This is a genomic window from Microbacterium murale (assembly GCF_014635185.1).
Classification (GTDB): Bacteria; Actinomycetota; Actinomycetes; order Actinomycetales; family Microbacteriaceae; genus Microbacterium; species Microbacterium murale.
Genome location: NZ_BMCM01000005.1, coordinates 109,379 through 130,034, shown reverse-complemented (window position 1 = coordinate 130,034; position 20,656 = coordinate 109,379). Strand labels below are relative to the sequence as shown.

At 67.1% G+C, this 20,656-nt stretch carries 18 protein-coding genes; 15 read left to right on the top strand and 3 right to left on the bottom strand.

Features of this window, described 5'->3' with window-relative positions; translation table 11 throughout:
• Window positions 1–60: 60 nt before the first annotated feature.
• The 5 genes from IEV67_RS14960 to IEV67_RS14940 are packed head-to-tail and all read left to right on the top strand — an operon-like array spanning window position 61 to window position 6,168.
• Complete coding sequence (locus IEV67_RS14960) at window positions 61–1,194, top strand: dipeptidase (RefSeq protein WP_188437373.1); 1,134 nt, start codon at window positions 61–63, stop codon at window positions 1,192–1,194.
• Window positions 1,195–1,231: 37 nt separating this feature from the next.
• Window positions 1,232–2,851, top strand: a complete 1,620-nt coding sequence (locus IEV67_RS14955; RefSeq protein WP_188437372.1) for an ABC transporter substrate-binding protein — start codon at window positions 1,232–1,234, stop codon at window positions 2,849–2,851.
• Window positions 2,852–2,858: 7 nt separating this feature from the next.
• On the top strand, window positions 2,859–3,812 hold the full coding sequence (locus IEV67_RS14950; RefSeq protein WP_188437371.1) for an ABC transporter permease: 954 nt from the start codon (window positions 2,859–2,861) through the stop codon (window positions 3,810–3,812).
• Window positions 3,809–4,669 carry an ABC transporter permease gene (locus IEV67_RS14945; RefSeq protein WP_229703173.1) on the top strand — a complete coding sequence of 287 codons (861 nt, stop codon included), beginning with the start codon at window positions 3,809–3,811 and terminating at the stop codon, window positions 4,667–4,669. The genes IEV67_RS14950 and IEV67_RS14945 overlap by 4 nt, the downstream gene beginning before the upstream one ends.
• Window positions 4,669–6,168, top strand: coding sequence for a dipeptide ABC transporter ATP-binding protein (locus IEV67_RS14940; RefSeq protein ID WP_188437370.1), 1,500 nt, complete (start codon window positions 4,669–4,671; stop codon window positions 6,166–6,168). The genes IEV67_RS14945 and IEV67_RS14940 overlap by 1 nt, the downstream gene beginning before the upstream one ends.
• A 15-nt stretch (window positions 6,169–6,183) precedes the next feature.
• Here the strand turns inward: IEV67_RS14940 and IEV67_RS14935 are convergent, their stop codons facing one another.
• Window positions 6,184–6,834: a pentapeptide repeat-containing protein gene (locus IEV67_RS14935; RefSeq protein WP_188437369.1), complete on the bottom strand. Its 651-nt coding sequence runs from the start codon at window positions 6,832–6,834 to the stop codon at window positions 6,184–6,186.
• 240 nt (window positions 6,835–7,074) lie between these two features.
• Between IEV67_RS14935 and IEV67_RS14930 the strand changes: the two genes are divergently transcribed.
• The 5 genes from IEV67_RS14930 (at window position 7,075) to ndk (ending at window position 13,835) form a co-directional block, all read left to right on the top strand.
• The gene (locus IEV67_RS14930) at window positions 7,075–7,920 is read left to right on the top strand and encodes a type IV toxin-antitoxin system AbiEi family antitoxin domain-containing protein (RefSeq protein ID WP_188437368.1); all 846 of its coding nucleotides are present in this window, start codon (window positions 7,075–7,077) and stop codon (window positions 7,918–7,920) included.
• 330 nt (window positions 7,921–8,250) lie between these two features.
• Window positions 8,251–11,637 carry an isoleucine--tRNA ligase gene (ileS, locus tag IEV67_RS14925; protein WP_188437367.1) on the top strand — a complete coding sequence of 1,129 codons (3,387 nt, stop codon included), beginning with the start codon at window positions 8,251–8,253 and terminating at the stop codon, window positions 11,635–11,637.
• The gene (locus tag IEV67_RS14920) at window positions 11,634–12,989 is read left to right on the top strand and encodes a bifunctional folylpolyglutamate synthase/dihydrofolate synthase (RefSeq protein WP_188437366.1); all 1,356 of its coding nucleotides are present in this window, start codon (window positions 11,634–11,636) and stop codon (window positions 12,987–12,989) included. The genes ileS and IEV67_RS14920 overlap by 4 nt, the downstream gene beginning before the upstream one ends.
• Window positions 12,986–13,417 carry a DUF4233 domain-containing protein gene (locus IEV67_RS14915; protein WP_229703171.1) on the top strand — a complete coding sequence of 144 codons (432 nt, stop codon included), beginning with the start codon at window positions 12,986–12,988 and terminating at the stop codon, window positions 13,415–13,417. Before IEV67_RS14920 ends, IEV67_RS14915 begins: the two co-directional genes overlap by 4 nt.
• 1 nt (window position 13,418) lies before the next feature.
• Window positions 13,419–13,835, top strand: coding sequence for a nucleoside-diphosphate kinase (gene ndk, locus IEV67_RS14910; protein WP_188437364.1), 417 nt, complete (start codon window positions 13,419–13,421; stop codon window positions 13,833–13,835).
• Window positions 13,836–13,908: 73 nt separating this feature from the next.
• Here the strand turns inward: ndk and IEV67_RS14905 are convergent, their stop codons facing one another.
• Window positions 13,909–14,520: a vitamin K epoxide reductase family protein gene (locus IEV67_RS14905; protein WP_188437363.1), complete on the bottom strand. Its 612-nt coding sequence runs from the start codon at window positions 14,518–14,520 to the stop codon at window positions 13,909–13,911.
• A 297-nt stretch (window positions 14,521–14,817) separates the two neighbouring features.
• On the opposite strand from IEV67_RS14905, the gene IEV67_RS14900 reads away from it, so the two are divergent.
• Window positions 14,818–17,214: an Rne/Rng family ribonuclease gene (locus IEV67_RS14900; protein WP_188437362.1), complete on the top strand. Its 2,397-nt coding sequence runs from the start codon at window positions 14,818–14,820 to the stop codon at window positions 17,212–17,214.
• Here the strand turns inward: IEV67_RS14900 and IEV67_RS14895 are convergent.
• Window positions 17,176–17,445 (bottom strand): DUF4031 domain-containing protein, encoded by a 270-nt coding sequence (locus IEV67_RS14895; RefSeq protein WP_188437361.1) that lies wholly within the window; start codon window positions 17,443–17,445, stop codon window positions 17,176–17,178. The two genes, IEV67_RS14900 and IEV67_RS14895, sit on opposite strands and share 39 nt — an antisense overlap.
• Window positions 17,446–17,660: 215 nt before the next feature.
• Between IEV67_RS14895 and rplU the strand changes: the two genes are divergently transcribed.
• The 4 genes from rplU to proB all read left to right on the top strand — a co-directional run bounded on the left by rplU (window position 17,661) and on the right by proB (window position 20,629).
• A complete protein-coding gene (gene rplU, locus IEV67_RS14890; protein ID WP_033107562.1) occupies window positions 17,661–17,969 on the top strand; it encodes a 50S ribosomal protein L21 in 309 nt (102 codons plus the stop codon).
• 20 nt (window positions 17,970–17,989) lie between these two features.
• Window positions 17,990–18,250, top strand: coding sequence for a 50S ribosomal protein L27 (gene rpmA / locus IEV67_RS14885; protein ID WP_033107563.1), 261 nt, complete (start codon window positions 17,990–17,992; stop codon window positions 18,248–18,250).
• Window positions 18,251–18,326: 76 nt separating this feature from the next.
• Window positions 18,327–19,838, top strand: a complete 1,512-nt coding sequence (gene obgE / locus IEV67_RS14880) for a GTPase ObgE (RefSeq protein ID WP_188437360.1) — start codon at window positions 18,327–18,329, stop codon at window positions 19,836–19,838.
• Entirely contained in the window at window positions 19,835–20,629 is a 795-nt protein-coding gene (gene proB / locus IEV67_RS14875; RefSeq protein ID WP_188437359.1) for a glutamate 5-kinase, read from the top strand. Before obgE ends, proB begins: the two co-directional genes overlap by 4 nt.
• The last annotated feature ends 27 nt before the right edge of the window (window positions 20,630–20,656 follow it).

Here is a 20,656-nt window from a genome sequence, read left to right as displayed (position 1 = left end):
AGGAACGGCGCGGTGTGCGTGATGAGGGCGCGGCGCTGAAATGATCGAGGGGTGACAGACATGAGCAGGAGATCCCCTGCAGTCATCGACGGACACAACGATCTCGCGTGGGCGAGCCGCACATCACTCGGCTACGCGGTTCACGAGCTCGATCGATCCGTCGCGACCCTCCACACCGACCTTCCGCGGCTGGCGGAGGGCGGCGTCGCCGGACAGTTCTGGTCGGTATGGGTCGATCCGGTGCTGGAGGGAGCGGAGCAGGTCGTCGCCACTCTGGAGCAGATCGACTTCGTGCATCGCCTGATCGACGCCCATCCGACACGCCTCGCCTTCGCATGCACCGCGGCGGATGTGAGAGCGGCCATGACTGATGGGCGCATCGCGTCTCTCATCGGAGTCGAGGGCGGCGATCAGCTCGGCGGCTCCCTGGCCGTCCTGCGGCAGTTCGCCCGTGCGGGCGCGCGCTACATGACGCTCTCGTGGTCGCGGACGTCCACGCTGGCCGACTCGGCCACGGATGAGCCCCGCCACGGCGGCCTGACGAGTTTCGGTCGCGAGGCCGTCCGGGAGATGAACCGGATCGGAGTCCTCGTCGATCTCGCCCACGTCGCGCCGAGCACCATGCGCGATGCGCTCCAGGAGACGGAGCGCCCGGTCATCGTCAGCCATTCGGCAGCGCTCGCCCTGTGCGATCATCCGAGGAACGTGCCGGACGACGTGCTGGCCGCAATCGGAGCCCAGCGCGGCGTCGTCATGCTCGCGTTCGTGCCGACGTTCCTGTCGCAGTCACGGCGGGACTGGTGGGCGGCCGGTGCGCAAGGCACAGCTCCCGTGGTCAGCGTCGCCGACGCGGCGGATCATCTCGAGCACATCCGAGATGTCGCGGGCGTGCACGCTGTGGGTATCGGTGCTGACTACGACGGCACGGACGAGATACCCGAAGGCCTGGACGACGTCTCCTCATACCCCGCGCTGTTCGCCGAGTTGCGAGCGCGTGGATGGTCGGAGGATGATCTCGAAGCGGCAGCACATGGGAACGTCCTGCGGGTGCTCGAGGTGTCGGATGCCGATTACGAGGCGTTCCTTGCAGGTCGCGCCGGTGCGCCGGCCGCTGCGGCCATCGTGCCGGCGGTGGATGCTGCCGAGCGGAAGCGCGCCACGGTTAGATCGACCCCGTCCAAAAACCCCGGCTAGAATTGACCGACCCCTTCCGCTCTTTCTGAGGACTCGCATGCCCAGCCTGCTCGTGCGTCGTATTCTGCCCATCACCGCGCTCGCCGCGGCCGCTACCCTGGCGCTCAGCGCCTGCGCCGGCCCCGGAGGCTCGTCGGACGGCGATGGCGGTGGAGAGGTGGTCTGGGCCATCGAGGGCGCGAATCTCTCGGCCGGGCACATGGATCCGCAGACCAGCCAGCTCGACGTGTCGAGCATGGTGCAGCGCACAGTCCTCGACTCGCTGGTGTTCCAGGAGTCCGATGGATCGTTCTCGCCGTGGCTCGCCAGCGATTGGACGGTATCGGAGGACAGCACGACCTACACGTTCGATCTGCGTGAAGATGTCACCTTTCACGACGGCGAGCCGTTCAATGCGGATGCGGTGAAGGCGAACTTCGACCGCATCGCAGACCCCGAGACGGCATCCGCCCAGGCCGCGAGCATGCTCGGCGGCGACTTCTACGCCGGTACCGAGGTGATCGACGAGTACACCGTCGAGGTCAGCTTCAGTCAGCCGTATGCCCCGTTCCTGCAGGCCGCCAGCACTCCGCTGCTCGGCTTCTACTCGCCGGCGGTGCTGGAGAGTTCGGCCGATCAGCTCAAGGCCGGTGGCCCGGACGTCACGGTGGGAACCGGTCCGTTCGAGCTCACCGAGTACACGCCCGACCAGGAGATCGTCTATACCCGCAACCCTGACTATGCGTGGGGCCCTGACGGAGCGGAAGCCGCGCAGTTCGAGACGTTGCGCGTCGAGATCCTGCCGGAGGCCTCTGTGCGTGCCGGAGTCGTGGAGAGCGGAGAGGCCGACCTGGCCAGCAACATTCCGCCGAACCTCGCCGTGGAGCTGCCCGACACGCTCACGGTCGCCTCGAACGAGTACCCCGGCCTTCCGTACTCGCTGTACTTGAACGAGAAGTACGGCGTCTTCGCCGACGAGAAGGTGCGGCAGGCGTTCGCCCGCGGCATCGATGTCGATGCGGCCGTCGAGGAGATCTTCTTCGGCCAGTTCCCTCGCGCCTGGAGCATCCTCGGATCGACGACGCCGGGTTACGACGCCTCGCTCGAGGGCAGCCGGCCGTTCGACCAGGATGAGGCGAACAGTCTTCTGGATGAGGCCGGATGGACCGAGCGCGACAGCGACGGCATCCGCATGAAGGACGGCACGCGGCTCTCGGTGCGATGGATCGCCTACACGCCGGTGTCCGACGACAACGCGGCCCTCGCGAACGCCATCCAGTCCGATCTCGCCGACATCGGCTTCGAGGTCGTGCGCGAAGTGCTGGAACCCGGTGCCTACAACGAGCAGTACGGCCCCAAGACCTTCGACCTCACCGACTGGGGCTTCTCGGGTGTCGACGGCGATCTGCTGCGCAGCCACCTGCACACCGACGGCTTCCAGAACGCCTCGCAGGTCACCGATCCCGAGATCGACAGCCTGCTCGAAGAGGGCATCGCGACCAGCGATGTCGACGCGCGAGCGGCGATCTACCAGCAGCTGCAGCAGTGGAATGCTGACTACACTGCGATCGTGCCGCTCTACAGCCCGTCTCTCATCACCGCCGTGAACGACACCGTCTCCGGTCTCGAATACGACCTGTACGGCCGTCCGCTGTTCTACGAGGTCACGGTCAGCTGATCCGGTCGTGAAGCCTCTGCTCATCCGGATCGCGGGACTCGCAGCATCCGTCGTCATCGTCCTCTGGGGCGCGGCGACGCTCGCGTTCCTCGCGTTCAGGGTGATCCCGGGTGACCCCGTCTCAGTGATGCTGGGGCCTCAGGCCCAGGTGAGCGAAGCGGTCAAGGACGGCATCCGGGCCGAGCTGGGGCTGGATCGTCCACCGCTGGAGCAGTACTTCTCGTACCTCTGGCAGCTGCTGCAGGGAAACCTGGGGGAGTCGTATCAGCTGAGGATGCCGGTGACCGAGGTGATCGGTCGTCAGCTCGGCGCCACCGTGCAGCTGACGGCGCTCGCTCTCGTGATCGCGGTGGTGCTCGCGCTCGCCGTGGCGCTGTTGGCCCGGGGCAGGGTGTCGCGGGGCATCGTCGCCGGGTTCGAGCTGGTCGTGCTGTCCTCGCCGGTGTTCTGGATCGGTATCCTGCTGCTCAGCGTCTTCGCGTTCGGCCTGGGTTGGTTCCCGGTGTCCGGCACGCGCAATCCAGCCACGATCGTGCTGCCGGCGATCACTCTCGCTCTCCCTGTGGCTGCGTTGCTCGGCCAGGTGCTGCGTGACGGCGTCGAGGCAGCGGAGCGTCAGCCGTGGGCGACCACCGTGCGGGCCCGCGGTGCGGGGCAGGTGCGACTCACCGCCCATCACACCCTGCGGCACGGTGCGGCGGGGGCGTTGACTCTCGCCGCCTACCTGGTCGGGTCGCTGCTCGGCGGTGCCGTGCTCGTGGAGACGGTGTTCGCGAGGCCCGGAATCGGACGTGTGACGCTGTCGGCGATCACGGATCGCGATCTGCCGGTGATCACCGGGATCATCCTGTTCAGCGCTCTGGTGTTCGTCGTGGTCAACCTCATCGTGGAGCTGCTGTATCCGGTGCTCGACCCGCGGCTGCGTCCGGTTGACGTACGCGTGCGGGAGGTGGGCGCATGAGCGTGTCTGCTCGTCCCGATATCGCTTGGCGTATGCGCGCGTCACCGCAGGGCATTCCGCGGCGCGTGCTGCTGTGGGTGGCGCTCGTCGTTCTCGCCGTGGTGGCGGTGATGGCGCTGTTCCCGCAACTGATCGCGACGCACGACCCGTTGCGCACGGATGTGCGTGCCGCGTTGGAGGCGCCCAGCGCGGCGCACCTGTTCGGCACGGACCAGAGCGGACGCGACGTGTTCTCGCGCGTCGTCTTCGGTGCGGGACGTTCGGTGGGAATCGGACTGCTCGCGACTGCTCTGGCGCTGGTGATCGGGCTCGTGGTCGGTGCGCTGTCGGGCATCGCCCCGCGCGCCGTGGATGCCACGGTCATGCGCATCACGGACGTGCTGCTCGCATTCCCGGAGTTCCTCGTGGCGCTCGTGGTGGTGGCGGTTCTCGGACCAGGACCGACGAATGTCGCGATCGCCGTGACGATCGCCGCCGTTCCGGTGTACGTGCGACTCGCGCGGGTGCAGACTCGGTCTCTCGCGCTCGCCGAGCATGTGGAGGCCGCCCGCATCCTCGGCGTCCCTGCGATGCGGGCGTTCGTCCGTCACGTCGTGCCAGGGGTGCTCGGCTCGCTCAGCGTGCTGGCGACGATCGGGATCGGTTCCAGCATCCTCGCGGCCGCGGGCCTCAGCTTCCTCGGACTCGGACCGATCGAACCGTCGCCCGAGTGGGGCCTCATGCTCTCGGGCGGGCGGAACGTACTCGGCACGGCCTGGTGGATCGCGGTGTTCCCCGGCGTGGCGATCACGCTGACCGTGGTGTCGGCGACCATCGTCGGTCGCAGTCTGCGGGCACGTGCAGAGGGGAGGGCGTGATGAGCGCGCTCGTCGTGCAGAACCTGTCGGTCGCGATACGGGGAATGCTGCTCGTGGACGGCGTCTCGTTCGACGTCGCCCCGGGGGAGTGTCTGGCGATCGTCGGGGAGTCGGGTGCGGGGAAGTCGCTCACGGCATCCGCACTGCTCGGGCTGACGCCGGACGCTGCGCGGGTCACCGCGGATGTGCTGAGCATCGACGGTGTCGACGCTCGGGGCTTCTCGGAGAGTGAGTGGCGTGAGCTGCGAGGCAGTCGTGTGGGACTGGTCTCGCAGGATGCGCTGGTGTCGCTCGACCCGCTGAGGCGTGTCGGTGCAGAGGTAGCTGAGCCGCTCGCGATCCACACGCGACTGTCGCGACGTGCGCGCCGGGTTCGTGCGATCGAGCTGCTGGAGTCGGTGTCGATGACGGATGCCGCGCGTCGCGCAGCCCAGTACCCGCACGAGCTCTCCGGTGGGCTGCGGCAGCGCGCCCTGATCGCATCGGCGCTCGCGGGTCAGCCTGCAGTGCTCGTCGCCGACGAGCCGACCACTGCGCTGGATGCCACCGTGCAGGCGCGGGTGCTCGCTCTGCTGCGATCGATCGCGGATGCGGGTACCGCCGTCGTGTTCATCAGTCACGACATCGCCGCGGTGCGCAGAGTCGCGGATCGCGTGCTCGTGATGCGAGCGGGTCGGGTCATCGAACACGGCGCGGTCGTCGATGTGCTGGATGCACCGCAGGAGGAGTACACCCGCGAACTGATCGCCGCGACCATGCACGAGCCGCGTTCGGATCGGTTCGGGCTCGGGGACGCGGTGCTCACGGGGGTCGAGGTGTCCAAGGCGTTCTCCAGCGTTCCGGCCGTCGACGGCGCGTCGTTCACGCTCTTGCAGGGACAGACGCTGGGAGTCGTGGGGGAGTCCGGTTCGGGCAAGACGACGCTCGCGCGCATGATCGTCGGCGTGGAGAAGCCGGACTCGGGAGAGTTGCGTTGGGCGGGCGATCCCGGTGCGCATCGGGTGCAGCTCGTGCACCAGAATCCGCTCGGTGCGTTCGATCCGCGTTGGACGATCGGGCGATCGCTGCGCGAGGCGCTCGAGGCGGGTGATGTGCCGTGGGCAGCGCGGGCCGCACGAGTAGCGGCGTTGATGGCGGAGGTGGACCTCGATCCGGCTCTGGCTCGACGCCGACCTGCTGAGCTGTCAGGTGGTCAGCGGCAGCGTGCCGCGATCGCTCGGGCGCTCGCCGCCGATCCCGACGTGCTGGTGCTCGACGAGCCGGTCTCCGCTCTTGACCCGTCTGTGCGCGAGAAGGTGCTGCAGCTGCTCGGGCGTCTGCAGCGCGATCGCGAGCTGACCATGATCTTCATCTCGCACGACCTCGATGTCGTCGCCGCGGTGTCCGGCGATGTGCTCGTGATGCAGGACGGTGTCGTGGTGGAGCAGGGCCCGGTTGCCGCGGTGTTCGCTGCTCCGCAGCATCCGTTCACTCAGGAGCTGCTGGCCGCGGGGCGTTGAGCGTCGGGTCTGGTCTCAGTCCTTGACTTGGATACCGACGCCCGCGGCTAAGGTCGCTGCGAGCTGCTGCACCTGGAAAGTCGTGAGCGTGGTGCCGCGAAGGCCGTTCGTGTCGACGAACCCGACCGCGTCGAGTCCGCGCAGATCGACGTCGGTCGCCCGAAGGCCGCGCGGATCGACCTCATCGCTGCGGCAGTCGTCGAAGCGCACCCGATTGAGTTCGGCCTGCGGCATATCGAGGGTGCGGATCGTGCATCCGGTGAACAGCAGGTCGGTGCCCTTCGCCCCGCCGAGGTTCAGGTAGTCGATCCGCAGATCGCGCAGTTCGAGCTCGTCGATGCGGGCGCCGCTGAGATCGAGCGTGCCGATGCGTCCGCCGGTGATGCGCAGTCGGCGGATGCCGGCGTTTCGCAGGCTGAGGGAGGCGACGCGGATGCCCGTCATCTCGACATCGAGGATCGTGGAGCCGACCAGGTCCACTCCGTCGGCGTCAGCGGCGATCACGCACTGCTCGAGTGATGCGTAGGCGAGGTCGACTGTGCCGGAGAGGTCGAGCCGCGCGGCCAGCAGGTCTGCGCTGCGTGCGGCGGCGGCATCTGCGAGGTGGGGCGGGATGTCGGGATCGGAGACGCGGGGAGCAACGGGGGAATCAGAGGAGCGGGCCACTCCTTGAGCGTATGTCCTGGGCAGGACACTGCGGAGCACCACAGCTTCCCCCGCTACGCACGTTCTTCGGAGAAGTGCAGCTTCTTCGGAGATCAAGTCTCGGGTGGCTCCGAAGAACGTGCATTTCTCCGAGCGAGGCGCCTACCTCACTCGTTCTTCACATCCGTCGAATCATGAGATCTGTCCACTGCTCCTGGAATCGCAGCCGGCGCTCGTACGGCTTTGGAGCAGAATCGCGGGATGCTGTACCCAGCCGTCTCGGACCCCGTCGAGCTCGTCGTCGAGCTGGGCGGCGTCGTGCGCACGCAGCGTCTGAAGACACAAGGAGTGAGTCGTACGGCTCTGGAACGCGCCGTGGCGTCGGGACAGCTCGTGCGGGTTCGCCGAGGGTGGGTGGCGACGAAGGACGCGGACCCGGTGCTGGTCGCCGCGGCTCGTGCAGGCGTCGTCGTCACCTGCATCTCGCAGGCTGCCCGGCTCGGGCTGTGGGTCCACGAGATGCCGGAGAAGTTTCATGTCGGTGCGGATCCGCATAGCGCCGGCGGTAAGACGGAACGCGCACACGTTCACTGGTCGATACCGTTGCTGCCGCGGCAGCCTGATGCCCTGGTCGACCCGATCGAGAACGTGCTCGCGCTCGTGGCGGGCTGCGAACCGTTTGAACAGGCGCTGGCGACATGGGAGTCAGCACTCAACAGGGGTCTGGTGACGATTCCTGGCCTCGCCGAGTATCCGTGGAAGGATGCGGCACGCGATCTGCTCGACCGGGCCAACCCATTCGCGGATGCAGGTAGCGAGACCTACGTACGAGAACGCTTGAGGTGGTTGAATCTCAGACTGCTGATCCAGACGTGGATAGCGGGGCACAGGGTCGACGTGCTCATCGGTGAGCGCCTCGTGCTGCAGATCGATGGCAAGCATCATGTCGGTGCCCAGCGAAGTGAGGACATCCGCCACGACGCCGAACTCCGCCTCATGGGCTATCACGTGATTCGGGTCAGCTATCAGCAGCTGATGCACGATTGGCCCGCTGTGCAGGATCTGATCATGCGAACGGTGGCGCAGGGCCTGCACCTCGCGGCATGAAGGCTGAGCATGAACTCCGGAGAAGTGCAGCTTCTTCGGAGCCGGGACCGTGAATGGCTCCGAAGAACGTGCTTTCTCCGAACGAAGTGCACGCACCACACGCCGCGCACCACGCCGCGCACGGCCGCGTACAATAGACAGCACACGCTTTGATCCGGCCATCACCGGGGAGCTCTCGGAAGAACAGCCGCGAGGCCCACTAGAACCGAGCGGGGCAGGCCCGTCATCGCCGCAGTGAGAGTGGCAGTGCCGTGAGGCGCAGCACGTGAGGTGGTACCGCGGTCCGTGAGGATCGTCCTCGCACATCCGCCACGAGCACTGCGAGCACACATGACCTACCCACGAACCTCCGCCTTCGGCCCCGCCGCCGACGTCGCACCCAGCCCGAAGTTTCCCCAGATCGAGCGCGAGGTGCTCGACTTCTGGAAACAGGACGACACGTTCCGCGCGTCCATCGCGCAGCGCGAGGGTGCAGAGGAGTGGGTGTTCTACGACGGCCCGCCGTTCGCCAACGGACTGCCGCACTACGGCCACCTGCTCACGGGATACGCCAAGGATCTCTTCCCGCGCTTCCAGACCATGATCGGCAAGAAGGTCGATCGCGTCTTCGGCTGGGACACCCACGGCCTGCCCGCAGAGCTCGAAGCCATGAAGCAGCTCGGCATCACCGAGAAGAGCGAGATCGAAGCCATGGGCATCGACGTCTTCAACGCCAAAGCGCGCGAGTCGGTGCTGGCATACACCGACCAGTGGCAGGACTACGTCACCCGCCAGGCGCGCTGGGTCGACTTCGAGCGCGGCTACAAGACCCTCGACACGAACTACATGGAGAGTGTGCTCTGGGCGTTCAACACCCTCTACGACAAGGGTCTCGCCTACGAGGGCTATCGCGTGCTGCCGTACTGCTGGCGTGACGAGACGCCGCTCAGCGCGCACGAGCTGCGCATGGACGACGACGTGTACAAGATGCGTCAGGATCCGTCCGTGACCGTCACATTCCCGCTCACCGGCGTCAAGGCCGAGTCGCTCGGCCTCACGGGCGTGCGCGCGCTCGCGTGGACGACGACCCCGTGGACCCTTCCGACGAACCTCGCGCTCGCCGTGGGGCCCGACATCGAGTACGTGGTGCTCCCGGCGGGGCCGAATGGCGCTGCCGATGTGCACAATGCGGATGAGCCGGTCGAGGCATCCGCCCACCGTTACCTGCTCGCACGCGATCTGCTCGCCGGATACGCCAAGGATCTCGGCTACGAGTCCGCAGCGGATGCCGTCGCGGCCGTCGACGCGACGGTCAAGGGCGAACAACTGCAGGACGTCACGTACGACCACCTGTTCGACTACTACGCGGATGCCGAGACCTACGGCACCGAGAACGCCTGGCGCATCCTCGCCGATGACTACGTCACCACCACCGACGGCACCGGCATCGTCCACCAGGCTCCCGCCTACGGCGAGGACGACCAGCGCGTGGCCGGTGCGGCCGGTATCCCGACGATCATCTCGCTTGACGACGGAGGACGCTTCCTCCCGAACGTCACGGACGTCGCCGGAGAGCTGTGGATGGACGCCAACCGTCCACTCATCCGGGTGCTCAAGGACGCCGGACGACTCGTCCGCGAGGCCAGCTACGAGCACTCCTATCCGCACTGCTGGCGCTGCAGGAACCCCCTGATCTACAAGGCCGTGTCGAGTTGGTTCGTCCGCGTGACGGACATCAAGGACAAGATGCTCGCCAACAACGAGCAGATCACCTGGGTGCCCGAGAACGTCAAGCACGGCCAGTTCGGCAAGTGGCTCGAGGGCGCGCGCGACTGGTCGATCAGCCGCAATCGCTACTGGGGCTCGCCCATCCCGATCTGGAAGAGCGATGACCCGGAGCACCCGCGCGTGGACTCCTACGGGTCGCTGGCAGACCTGGAGCGCGACTTCGGCACGCTGCCGCGCAACCCCGAGGGCGAGGTCGACCTGCACCGGCCGTACATCGACGACCTGACCCGCCCGAACCCCGACGACCCGACCGGGAAGTCGACCATGCGCCGCATCGAGGACGTCTTCGACGTCTGGTTCGACTCCGGATCCATGCCGTACGCGCAGGTGCACTACCCGTTCGAGAACCAGGAGTGGTTCGACTCGCACTCGCCGGCGGACTTCATCGTCGAGTACATCGGGCAGACCCGCGGCTGGTTCTACCTGATGCACGTGCTGTCGACCGCACTGTTCGACCGCCCGGCGTTCACCGGCGTCAGCTGCCACGGCATCGTGCTCGGCAATGACGGACTCAAGATGTCGAAGTCCCTGCGCAACTACCCCGATGTGTCCGAGGTGCTCGACCGCGACGGCTCCGACGCGATGCGCTGGTTCCTCATGTCGAGTTCGGTGCTGCGCGGCGGCAACCTCGCCGTCACGGAAGAGGGCATCCGCGCCGGCGTGCGCGAATTCCTGCTGCCGCTGTGGAGCTCGTGGTACTTCTTCTCGACGTACGCGAACGCTTCCGACGGCGGCTATGAAGCCGCATGGCGCACCGACTCCACCGACGTGCTCGACCGGTACATCCTGGCGCGCCTGGGCGACCTCGTCCGAGAGGTCCGGGCCGATCTCGAAGGGCTCGACTCGACCACGGCATCCGCTCGTCTTCGCGACTTCGCCGAGGTTCTGACGAACTGGTACATCCGTCGTTCGCGCGATCGCTTCTGGACGGGCGTCACGGACGACCCGAAGAGCCGTGAGGCGTTCGACACGCTCTACACGGTGCTCGAGACGCTGACGCGCGTCGCGGCACCCCTCGTGCCACTCGTCAGCGAGCGCGTCTGGCAGGGACTCACCGGCGGACGCAGCGTGCACCTGACCGATTGGCCGGATGCTGACGCATTCCCCGCAGCGGATGACATCCGAAACGCGATGGATGCCGTGCGCGAGCTCTCCAGCGTCGGCAACGCCCTGCGCAAGAAGGAGAAGCTGCGCGTGCGTCTGCCGCTGTCGCGCTTCACCGTCGTCTCGCCGCTGGCGAACACGCTGGGCCAGTTCGAGGACATCCTCCGAGACGAGCTCAACGTGAAGTCGGTCGAGCTCGTGCAGCTCACGGACACCGCGGCAGCCGAGTACGGCATCAGCCATCGCCTGAGCGTGAACGCTCGTGCGGCGGGCCCGCGCCTGGGCAAGCAGGTGCAGCATGTGATCGCGGGCGCAAGGGCAGGGCTCTGGGAGGACAAGGACGGCACCGTCATCGTCGATGGGATCGCGCTCGAGCCCGCCGAGTACGAGCTCGCGCTCGAGACGACGGGCCGGCCGGAGGGCGAGGCTCTTGCGATCGTGCCGAGCGGCGGCTTCGTGCTGCTCGACACCGCGGTCACCGGGGAGTTGGCGGCAGAGGGCCTTGCGCGGGACGTGATCCGCGCCGTGCAGGACAGCCGCAAGGCCGCCGGGTTCGACGTCAGCGACCGGATCCGGCTCCAGCTGTGGTTCAGCGACTCGAAGGATCTGTTCGCGGTCAAGAGAGCATTCGCGGTGGCCAGAGTCGCGGAAGAGACCCTCGCGGTCTCCTACTCGCTCGGCGCGAAGGACGAGGTCGTGCTGGAACTCGGCGGCGGTTCCTGGGGGTATCAGGAGGGCGGCTTCGAGCATGAGACCACGGTCGAGCCGGGCACTTACGCCAACGTCGGCAGCATCCGTGTGAGCATCGCACGACACGACTACCAGGAGAGCGAGGCCTCAGCATGAGCGACGACCGCAAACGCGCAGACGCCGTCTACGACGCACTGCTGAGCAGGGCGGGGGAGCGCTGGGTGCAGCCCCGCAAGGAGCGCACGGCGCGCATCCTCGAACTCCTGGACGACCCGCAGCGCACCTACCGTGTCGTGCATATCACCGGCACCAACGGCAAGACGTCGACGGCCCGCATGATCGAGAGCCTGCTGCGGGCCCACGGCCTGCGTACCGGCCTGTTCACGAGCCCGCACCTCGAGCGCTTCACCGAGCGGATCATGATCGACGGCGAGCCCATCGACGACGGCGCGATCGCCGACGCCTGGGACGAGATCGAGCCCTTCGCTGCGATCGTCGATGCCGAGTTCGAGAAGACCGGCGATGCTCCGCTGACGTTCTTCGAGCTGCTCACCGTGCTGGCGTTCGTCGCGGCGTCGGATGCTCCGGTCGATGTGCTCGTGCTCGAAGTCGGCATGGGTGGCTCGTGGGATTCCACGAACACCGCAGATGGCGACGTCGCGGTGTTCACGCCGATCGCGATCGACCACGCCGATCGACTGGGCGACACGATCGCGGCGATCGCCGAGGTCAAGGCCGGCATCATCAAGGAGGGTGCCGCAGTGGTGTCCGCCCAGCAGCCCGAAGAGGCCTCCCAGGTGCTGCGCCGCGTCGCCGCAGAGAAGAACGCGACCATCGCGTTCGAGGGCGATGAGTTCGGACTCACCGAGCAGAAGCTTGCGGTCGGCGGTCAGCTGCTGACCATCCGTGGCCTCGCCGGCGCCTACGTCGAGGAATACCTGCCGCTGTACGGCGCACACCAGGGGCACAACGCGGCTCTCGCGGTGGCTGCCGTGGAGTCGTTGATCGGCGCCGGCAGCCAGCACATCGCCGGCGACATCATCACCGACGGCCTGCAGGGGACAACCTCTCCAGGGCGGCTCCAGCTGCTCGGCATCGCGCCGACCGTAGTCGTCGACGCCGCTCACAACCCGCACGGCGCCAAGGCACTCGCACAGTCGCTCGACGACAGCTTCGACTTCGACGAGTGGGGTCTTGTGCTCGGAATTCTCGCCGACAAGGACGCGGCCGGCATCATCGCCGAGCTCGCACCCGCAGCCTCCCACGTGTTCGCGACCGCGCCGGGGACGGAGCGCGCGAGCGACGCAGACACCATCGCGGATCTCGTCGAAGCCGCGGGGCACCGCGCCACGGTGCATCCATCGCTCTCCGACGCCGCAGATGCGGCACGCGAATGGGCCGCGTCATCGGATCGCCGGGCCGTCGTGATCGCCGGATCCATCGTGCTGGCGGGAGAGGCGATCGCGCTTGCGGATGAAGAGGACTGGAAGTCGGGGTGGCGCGCATGAGCGACGCCGCATCCGCGCCGCGCCGGGTCCGCGCTCCGCGAACCCTCGTGCAGAAACTCGCCCCGATCGTCCTCGGTTTCGAGGCGATCGTCGTGCTGCTCGTGGGCCTCACGATCTTCGGCCTGAACTCGCTGCCCTGGGGGCTGCCGCAGTGGTGGGCGATCGTCGCAGGCGTCGTCGTGGCGCTCGCCATGGTGGCTGTCGCCGGAATGATCACGAAGCCGTGGGCGATCACAGCGGGGTGGGTGCTGCAGGTGCTCGTCGCGCTGTCGGCGTTCTTCGTGCCTGCCATCCTGCTCGTCGTGCTGGTTTTCGGTGGCATGTGGGCGTATGCGACGATCATGGGGGCCCGTCTGGACGCACGACGTCCTGTCGACCAGAGCCGACTCACTGAAGAAACCACCGACACTCACACAGAGAGCGATTGACATGGCCACCGAAGAAACACTCGTCCTCGTCAAGCCCGACGGCGTCGCCCGCGGTCTCACCGGCACGATCCTCGCGCGCATCGAGGCGAAGGGCTACGCGCTCGTCGACATCCGCCTGGTCGAGCCCGACCGTGACGTGCTCGCCGAGCACTACGCAGAGCACGAGGGCAAGCCCTTCTACGAGCCGTTGCTCGAGTTCATGATGTCCGGCCCGTCCGTGGCGATCCGCCTCACCGGCAACCGCGTGATCGAGGGGTTCCGCTCGCTCGCCGGCACCACAGACCCGACCAGTGCGGCCCCCGGCACGATCCGCGGCGACTTCGGCCGCGATTGGGGACTCGCCGTGCAGCAGAACCTCGTGCACGGATCGGACAGCCCCGAGTCGGCCGCGCGCGAGCTCGGAATCTGGTTCGCCTGAGCTGAACACCACGAAGCCCGCCGGTTCCTGCGCAGCAGCCGGCGGGCTTCGTCGTGTTCGGATTCGACTCGCATCAGAACAGGATCTTCGCCATCTCGCCGAGGAAATCGAGGCCCTGCAGCTGTGCCAGCAGAATGATGAGCGCGAAGGCGAGGATCGTCGCGAGCGGTACCCATGGCATCAGTCGTCCGGCGCTCGCGCGCACCTTCTCGGAACCGCTGAAGGTTCCGTTGCGGAACAGATGCACGACCGTCGCGAAGAAGGTGGGGATCGTCACGGCCCACGTGACCATGCACCAGGGGCACAGCACGAAGAGATCGTAGAGGCTCTGCGCGATCAGCCAGCAGACGAGTCCGAACGCGAAGGTGATGCCGGCGCCGAAGACGGCCCAGAACCATCGGGGGAAGCGCGCGCCGGCGAGAACAGCCACGCCGACGACGAGCGGCGCCATCCATCCGGTGAGGCCGATCAGCGGGTTCGGGAAACCGAAGACGGATCCCTGCCATGACTGCAGGTTGGTGCTGCACTGGATGAACGGGCTGAGATCGCAGGCCAGCGCATCCTGCGGGTTCTCGAGCAGTGCGAACTTCTCGACCGTGAGCTGGAAGGCCGCCCACCAGCCGATCACGCTGGCGACGATCAACCAGATTCCGAAGCCGACGGGGCGGGTGCGCTGCTCGCTCATGTGTGTGATTATCTCAGCGGATCCTATGGATCCCGGCGCACTCGAGTGGCGCGAACCGTGTCGCGGCGACGGCGCGGATGCGTCGGATGCCGCGAACTGGCCCACAAGGTGCGATAATGACATCTGATGCATCGAACGGCGCCGCCGGGAAAACGCATCGACGCAGACTTCGGGGTCCAATGCCCCTCGCGATCAGAGCCATGAGCCGGTCGCAAACCGAGTGAGTTCGCGGCACCCGCGGGTGCCGCATGAGATTTCGCGGAGCACCTGTTGCCCCGCGCAGGGAGTTAGCCAGAGATGGCCGATGAGAACAATGACAACAACGCCCCTACCCTCGACGCGGACACGGAGGCTCCGGTAACACCGGAGGAGAACGTACCCGCACCGGATCAGGTCGTCGAGACCGACTCGGTCGAGCCCGTCTCTGACGCGGTCGAGCCCGTCTCTGACGCAGCCGAGCCGGTTGCTGACGTGGCCGAGCCGGTCGCTGAGGCGGTCGAGCCAGTCGCTGACGTGGCCGAGCCGGTCGCTGAGGAAGCACCGGCCGCACCGACGAAGCCGGAACCGGTCACCGCGGTAGCGCTCGGACTCATCCCCGAGGTGTTCGTCTCGCAGGTCTCGACCCAGCTGCGCTTCTACGCCCCCGAGATCGTTCCGCTGCCGGCACTGCCCGGCCGCCGCGACAGCGATTCGCGCAATGACTCCCGCGGCGGTCGCGATCGCGATCTCCGCGACAACGATGAGGATGAATCGCCGTCGGCCCGTCGTGGCCGTCGTCGCCGCGGCGGCGGCAGCGATGCGGACGAGCAGCGCGAAGAGCCGCGCCAGCGCCAGCGCGCCGTCGAGTACATCACCGAGCCGAAGGCCATCAAGGGCTCGACCCGCCTCGAGGCCAAGAAGCAGCGTCGTCGCGACGGCCGGGATGCCGGACGCCGTCGCCCTGTAGTGACCGAGGCCGAGTTCCTCGCGCGTCGTGAATCGGTCGACCGCAAGATGGTCGTGCGCTCGAAGAACTCGCGCACCCAGATCGGCGTCCTGGAGGACGGCGTGCTCGTCGAGCACTATGTCGCCCGCAACCAGGACGCGTCGCTGATCGGCAACGTCTACCTCGGTCGCGTGCAGAACGTGCTCCCGAGCATGGAAGCGGCCTTCGTCGACATCGGTCGCGGTCGCAACGCCGTGCTCTACTCCGGCGAGGTCGACTGGGACGGCGTCGAGACCGGCAACCAGCCTCGTCGCATCGAGCTGGCGCTGAAGCCGGGCGACCGTGTCCTCGTGCAGGTCACGAAGGACCCGGTGGGCCACAAGGGCGCTCGTCTCACCAGCCAGATCTCCCTCCCCGGCCGTTACCTCGTGTACGTGCCCAACGGGTCGATGAACGGCATCTCGCGCAAGCTTCCCGACAACGAGCGGGCTCGCCTCAAGCGCATCCTCAAGGAGGTGCTGCCGGAGTCCTCCGGTGTCATCGTGCGCACCGCCGCGGAGGGCGCGACCGAGGATCAGCTGACCCGCGACGTGCAGCGGCTCACAACTCAGTGGGAGCACATCCGCAAGCAGGTCGAGAACCAGTCGGCCCCGTCGCTGCTGCACGCCGAGCCCGATCTTCTCGTCAAGATCGTCCGTGACGTCTTCAACGAGGACTTCACGAAGATGCTGATCCAGGGCGAGGATGCTCAGCAGACCATCCGCGCATACCTGGAGAGCGTCGCCCCCGACCTCCTCGAGCGCGTCGAGCCGTACGAGGACGAGAGCGATCCGTTCGATGCGTTCCGCATCACGGAGCAGATCGAGAAGGCGCTGGACCGCAAGGTGTGGCTGCCCTCCGGCGGTTCCCTCGTGATCGACCGCACCGAGGCGATGACGGTCGTCGACGTCAACACCGGCAAGTTCGTGGGATCCGGCGGAAACCTCGAGGAGACGGTCACCAAGAACAACCTCGAGGCAGCGGAGGAGATCGTCCGCCAGCTGCGACTGCGCGACATCGGCGGCATCATCGTCGTCGACTTCATCGACATGGTTCTCGAGTCCAACCGCGATCTCGTGCTGCGCCGTCTGATCGAATGCCTGAGCCGCGACCGCACGAAGCACCAGGTCGCCGAGGTCACCTCGCTGGGCCTCGTGCAGATGACGCGCAAGAAGCTCGGCCTCGGTCTGCTGGAGACCTTCAGCGAGCCCTGTGAGGTCTGCGCAGGTCGTGGTGTCGTCGTGCACCACGATCCCGTGAGCAAGCACCGTACGAGCTCCACCAACGGCGGCTCCTCGAACAACCGTCGTCAGCGTGGCGGGAACGGCCAGCAGAGTCAGAGCGCTCAGCCTTCCAGCACTGCGACGCACAGCATCCCTGAAGGCGCCAAGTCCGCGCTCGCACAGATCGCCGCCTCGACGCGCGCGCCGAGCGCGGAGCCGGAAGCAGATGCCGTCGCCGAGACCCGTGTGACCGCCGATGCCGAGCAGCCGGTGGCATCCGAACGGCCGAAGAAGCCTCGCAAGAAGCGTTCGTCGGATCGAGTCAAGTCAGCACCGAAGACTCAGGCCGAACAGCTTCTCGACTCTGTGCTGGACGCTCTTCCCGAGCCGAAGGCGCCCGGGCAGGGACGAGGCCGTCGGCGTGTGAGCACGGCGGCGCTCACCGGAACCCCGGTTTCTGTGAACTCGTCAGCGACGTCGGTCGCGGGCGGGGATACGGAGTCCTGAGGCGATCAGCCTTCTCGTGAGCTCCTTGCCACCGACGTGGACAGCGCCGGAGGCGATGAGCCGGGGGAGTGCGTCGGCAGGGACGTCGTAGTGATCGAGGTCGAAGGCCCGCGCCGGAACGCCGTTCGACAGCGCGAACGCGTGCAGTTCGTCGAGGCTGTCCTCGCTGACCAGGTGTGCCCAGAGCCGTCCGTGCGCCGGCCAGATGGGGTCATCGATCAGAACGGTCACTCCGCGATCCTACGGCGCCGAACACACGGGGCGGCTCGCTTTGCGACTCAGCCATCTATCCGGTAAAGTTGTCCTTTGGTGCGTGAGCTGAGTCGTCCCCACGGGTCGGCGCGGTACAGCCTTGTGCTCGCACCCGTCGGACTTGCGACGAACGCAGGCACAGTCTTCCCGTGAGATTTACGGAGCCGTGAGCTCCCCAACGAAACAGGTATGAAGTGGTTTACGCAGTAGTGCGCGCCGGTGGACGGCAGGAGAAGGTCGAGGTCGGCACGATCGTTCAGCTCGACCGTGTCAAGGCGGCTCAGGGCGAGAAGATCGAGCTGGCAGCAGTGCTCCTCGTCGACGGCGCCACGGTGACCACCGACGCCGACAAGCTCGCCAAGGTCAAGGTGACCGCTGAGGTCATCGGCAACCTCCGCGGCCCGAAGATCATCATCCAGAAGTTCAAGAACAAGACCGGCTACAAGAAGCGCCAGGGCCACCGTCAGGACCTCACGCGCGTCAAGATCACCGGCATCAAGTAAGCACAGAAGAGGCTCAGGACATGGCACATAAAAAGGGCGCAAGCTCCACCCGCAACGGTCGTGACTCCAACGCCCAGCGACTTGGCGTGAAGCGCTTCGGCGGCCAGCAGGTCAGCGCAGGCGAGATCATCGTCCGTCAGCGCGGCACCCACTTCCACCCCGGCGTCAACGTCGGCCGTGGCGGTGACGACACGCTGTTCGCTCTTGAAGCGGGCGCGGTCGCATTCGGCGCGAAGGGCGGCCGCAAGGTCGTCAACATCGTCGCCGCTGCTGCCGAGTAATCGCAGCACAGCACACATCCGGTTCGGGGCGGGCTTCGGCTCGCCCCGTCCGCGTATCTAAGGGGTTGTTCCAGACATGGTCACGTTCGTCGACACGGTGACGCTGCAATTGCGCGCCGGCAAGGGCGGCAACGGCTGTGTCTCCGTTCACCGCGAGAAGTTCAAGCCGCTCGGTGGTCCCGACGGCGGTAATGGCGGCAACGGCGGCGACATCGTGCTCGTGGCCGATTCCCAGACCGGCACGCTGCTGTCGTATCACCACTCACCGCACCGCAAGTCCGCCAACGGCGGCTTCGGCATGGGCGATCATCGCTCCGGCTTCGATGGCGAGTCGCTCGAACTTCTCGTGCCTGTAGGCACCGTGGTGAAGAACACCGACGGCGAAGTGCTCGCAGACCTCCTGGCCTCCGGCGATCGCATCGTCGTCGCTCAGGGCGGACGTGGCGGTCTCGGCAACGCGGCGCTGGCGACGACGAAGCGCAAGGCGCCGGGGTTCGCGTTGCTCGGCACCCCCGGTTTTGAGGGAGAGGTCACCCTCGAACTCAAGACCGTCGCGGATGTCGCACTCGTCGGTTACCCGTCGGCGGGCAAGTCGAGCCTGATCGCCGCGGTGTCTGCGGCCCGTCCGAAGATAGCGGACTACCCGTTCACCACCCTGCATCCGAACCTCGGCGTGGTGCAGGCCGGCGAGTCGCGCTACACCGTCGCCGACGTTCCCGGGCTCATCGAGGGTGCGAGTGAAGGACGCGGTCTCGGACTCGAATTCCTCCGCCACGTCGAGCGATGCTCCGCACTTCTGCACGTCCTCGACTGCGCGACGCTTGAACCGGGCCGCGACCCGATCTCCGATCTCGACGTCATTCTCGGCGAGCTCGCCGCCTATGAGGTGCCAGAAGGGCAGACGCCTCTTCTGGAGCGCCCGCAGCTCGTCGCTCTGAACAAGATCGACGTTCCTGAGGCGCGCGATCTCGCCGACCTCGTGCGTCCCGAGCTCGAGGCGCGCGGTTTCCGCGTGTTCGACATCTCGACCGTGTCTCACGAAGGTCTGCGCCCGCTGACCTTCGCACTCGGCGAGATCGTCGAGAAGCACCGTGCTGAAGCCGCTGTCGCGGTTCCGGCGGAACGTGTCGTCATCCGTCCCAGGGGGTCGGAGAAGCCGTTCACCATCCGTGTCGAGGGCGGTTCGTACGGCACGTACTACCGCATCCTCGGAGAGAAGCCGGTGCGCTGGGTGCAGCAGACCGATTTTCAGAACGAAGAGGCTGTCGGCTACCTCGCCGATCGCCTCGAGCGTCTCGGGGTCGAGACCGAGCTGTTCCGTCTCGGTGCGGCACCGGGAGCCACCGTCGTCATCGGCGAGGGCGAGGGCCTGGTGTTCGACTGGGAGCCGGCGATGGCATCGGCCGCGGAACTCATGACCGCACCTCGGGGCACCGACCCGCGTCTTGCGCCGAACTCCCGTCGCACCACGAGCGAGCGTCGCGAGAAGTACTACGAGCGGATGGACGAGAAAGCTGCGATCCGCGCCGAGCAGGACCTGAAGCGTCGCGTCACGGTCGAGGAGGACTACGACGGGGAAGACGCATGACCGCACGTACGCGTGCGGAGCTGGCGACAGCCGAGCGCATCGTCGTGAAGGTCGGCTCCTCGTCGATCAGCGGTGAGTCCTCGTGGCGCATCCCGATGATCGTGCACGCGCTGGCGGCGGCGCACGCGCGCGGATGCGAGGTGGTCCTGGTCTCATCGGGCGCCATCGCCACCGGCATCCCGTTCCTGGATCTGGATGCCAGGCCCACCGACCTCGCGACGCAGCAGGCTGCCGCCGCGGTGGGGCAGAACATCCTCGTCTATCGCTACCAGGAGGCGCTGCGACCGTTCAAGGTCGTCGCCGGTCAGGTGCTGCTCACCACGGGCGATCTCGAGAACTCGATGTCGCGCAGCAACGCCCGTCGGGCGATGGAGCGACTGCTCGGACTGCGGATCCTCCCGATCGTGAACGAGAACGACACCGTCGCCACGCAGGAGATCCGCTTCGGCGACAACGACCGCCTCGCAGCTCTCGTGGCGCAGCTCATCCAAGCCGATGCACTGGTGCTTCTCAGCGACATCGAGGCGCTCTACACGAAGCCGCCGACCGAACCGGATGCCGAGCCGATCGAGCTGATCGCGGCGGATCAGGACCTCTCCGGCCTCGAATTCGGAGCGACGGTCGTGAACAGCGTCGGAACCGGGGGGGCGGCGACCAAGGTGTCAGCGGCGCGGCTCGCCGCGGCATCCGGAATCGGCGTCCTCGTCACGAGCGCCGATCTCGTCGCCGACGCGTTGACCGGCCGCGACATCGGCACGTGGTTCGAGCCCGCACAGGCGACCGCACGCTGACGCGTCATCCGGCGTGCCTGTGCGGAA